Raw genomic sequence first — 2,591 nt, 5'->3', positions numbered from 1 at the left:
CGTAAGCGGCTCGGCTGGGCCAGTTCCTCATTCGCGCGCGCGCAAGGCATGATGGTGCTGTCGTGGTGGAATTCGTATAGATCAGGGGGTCGTGTCCATGATCGGCGATCGTGGGCACGATTCACGCAAATTTATCCAGATCTACCCGGTTAAGGGTCTAGGCGGAGTGGCCGGCTTCAGTTTGTCGGCCACGTTCCAGGGCAGCAATTCGTCGATGCGTGAGATCTTGTGATCAGCGATATGGGTCAGGACGTGTTCCAGATAGGCGCGCGGGTTGATCCCGTTGAGCTTTGCCGACCCGATCAAGCTATACATCGCGGCGGCTCGCTCGCCCCCGCTGTCGGAGCCGACGAACAGATAGTTTTTGCGTCCAAGCGCGACACAGCGCAGCGCATTCTCGGCAAGCACGTTACTGATCTCGACTCGACCGTCCTCGCAGTAGAACACGAGCGCCGCCCAGTGGTTCAGCGAGTAGTTGATTGCTTTTGCGAGCGCGGACTTCGTCGATAGCGTCGCGAGTTTCACCCTGATCGTCGCTTCGAGCTTCCCGAGCAACGGCTTGCTCTTTTCCTGCCTGAAGCGCAGACGCTCGTCAGGCGCCTTGCCGCGGATGTCGGCTTCGATGCTGTAGAGCTCTCCGATCATCTCGAGCAGTTGCTGGGTATCTGGAGTCGGTGTGCGCGCATGAACATCGTAGATGTACCTCCTTGCGTGATCCCAGCATGCCGCTTCGTGGATCTCGCCGCTCGCATACAGTTGATCGAAACCGGCGTAAGCATCGGCCTGCAGGATGCCGCGGAATGCGGCGAGCCGGGTCTGAGGATGGACGCCTTTGCGATTCGACGAGAAGTCGAACCATACCGCAGCCGGCTCAGTCGAGCCCGAGCGATGATCGTCACGCACGTAGACCCAGAAGCGACCGGTCACCGTCTTTCCGTTGCCTGGCGCGAGCACCGCAACCGGTGTGTCATCGACGTGTACCTTGCCGGGGACCAGCACATAGCGCTGGATCGCTTCAACAAGCGGCCCGCAGAGCTCGGCGATCTGCCCGATCCAGCGGCCCATGCTGGCGCGATCCAGCGTCACGCCGTCGCGTGCCGCAATCTCCGATTGGCGGTACAGCGGTTGGTGATCGGCGAACTTCGATACCGCAATGTCGGCCAGCAGGCTCGGATGCGCGATGCTGTGCTCGATGGGCAGGCTGGGCATCGCGGGCTGTTCGATGTGGCCGCAGTCAGGACAGCACAGCTTGTGACGGATCGTGCGGATCACTTTGAACGCAGCCGCTACGCGCGCGAGCTGCTCGGAAACATCCTCGCCGAGTCGCCGCATCGTTGTCGCACACCTTGGGCAAGCCGGATTCGGTGTAAGTTCGATTTCATCGCGTGGCAAGTGCTGCGGCAGCGGCTCTCGCGTGGGCGCTCGACCGGGCGGCGCCGTCGACGTCTTGTTTCGGTGCCCTCGCGTCTCGGCAGCGCCCCGACCGGCCGTCAGGTCTTCCAGCTGCGCCTCGAGTTTGTCGATCTGCCGGGCCAGTTTCTCGGACTTGCTCCCGAAGTACATCCGCCTGAGCTTGTCGATCTGCGCCTTCAGGCGTTCGATTTCGTCGTCTCGTGCGGCGATCTCCCGCACCATGTTCTCGATCGACGCCTGCTGCTCGAGCACCAGAGCCTGGAGCTCCGCGACGGTGGTGGGAAGCGGCGCAGATTGGGACATGCGTCGCAGTTTACGAGCCTTCGATGTGGTTTACAACATCGACAGAGCAGCGGTGCGTTGCGGGTGTCGCCAGTCGATGCCTTCGAGGAGCATCGATAGCTGTGCGCTCGTCAGATGGATCTTTCCACCGTCGGCCTGGGGCCAGATAAACCGGCCTCGCTCCAATCGTTTTGCGAGCAGCCAGAGCCCATCGTCGGTCGCCCAAAGCAGCTTCACGAGATCGCCGCGGCGGCCGCGGAAGATGAATACGTTGCCACCTAGCGGATTGTCTTCGAGCGCTGTCTGCACTTTCGCGGCCAGCCCCTGGAAGCCACAGCGCATATCTGTCACGCCGGCCACGAGCCAAACGCGCGTACCTGCCGGCAGCGCGATCACTTCAGGCATTCCTGCAGGAACGCTTCAGCGCGCTCGGCAGACAGGCCGCGAATCCTCACACGCCGTTTGCCGATCTCGACCTCGATTTCGCACACGGGCGCCGGCATCGGTACGCCGCTCGGCGCTTGCGACGCCACTGCCGGCTCAGGCGGCCGCGGTACCAATGCCAAGTCGATCACGTCGACGCTCAGCAGCTTCGTGCTGGGCACGCTCGGCGCAGCTTCGAGTGCAGGAATGACAAGCTTGCCTTCACGGTATTGCTTGCGCCATGCGAACACTACATTGGCGTTGATGTCGTGCCGTCGCGCAACAATCGACACCGACATGCCGGGTTCCAATGTCTCCCTAATCACCTGCTGCTTGAATTCTTGCGCATACGTGCGATGGGGATGCGTACGGCTCGCTGCGTTCGACATGGCTGACTGTCTCCATCAAGCTGAACGCGCCCATCATGCGTCGAAATATTCAGCAGTGAGAAACGGTCGTGCCGAGTCGCTTAC

The 2,591-nt window shown here is 61.8% G+C and carries 3 protein-coding genes; all 3 read right to left on the bottom strand.

What is annotated here, in order from left to right; translation table 11 throughout:
- Window positions 1-141: 141 nt before the first annotated feature.
- The 3 genes from tnpC to tnpA are packed head-to-tail and all read right to left on the bottom strand — an operon-like array spanning window position 142 to window position 2,507.
- Complete coding sequence (tnpC, locus tag F6X42_RS42220; protein ID WP_187639677.1) at window positions 142-1,716, bottom strand: IS66 family transposase; 1,575 nt, start codon at window positions 1,714-1,716, stop codon at window positions 142-144.
- Between the two features lie 30 nt (window positions 1,717-1,746).
- A complete protein-coding gene (gene tnpB, locus F6X42_RS42215) occupies window positions 1,747-2,091 on the bottom strand; it encodes an IS66 family insertion sequence element accessory protein TnpB (protein WP_134143433.1) in 345 nt (114 codons plus the stop codon).
- Complete coding sequence (gene tnpA / locus F6X42_RS45475) at window positions 2,088-2,507, bottom strand: IS66-like element accessory protein TnpA (protein ID WP_187639676.1); 420 nt, start codon at window positions 2,505-2,507, stop codon at window positions 2,088-2,090. The genes tnpB and tnpA overlap by 4 nt, the downstream gene beginning before the upstream one ends.
- Window positions 2,508-2,591: the final 84 nt, after the last annotated feature.

It is taken from the genome of Paraburkholderia podalyriae (assembly GCF_014397785.1).
Lineage (GTDB): Bacteria > Pseudomonadota > Gammaproteobacteria > Burkholderiales > Burkholderiaceae > Paraburkholderia > Paraburkholderia podalyriae.
Note: the sequence above shows the minus strand (reverse complement) of the source record. Positions and strands in the feature narration are given on the sequence as shown.

Bases quoted from the DNA above. Each gene is read 5' to 3' on its own strand.
- tnpC (WP_187639677.1), bottom strand. From the start codon at position 1,716: ATGTCCCAATCTGCGCCGCTTCCCACCACCGTCGCGGAGCTCCAGGCT.
- tnpA (WP_187639676.1), bottom strand. From the start codon at position 2,507: ATGTCGAACGCAGCGAGCCGTACGCATCCCCATCGCACGTATGCGCAA.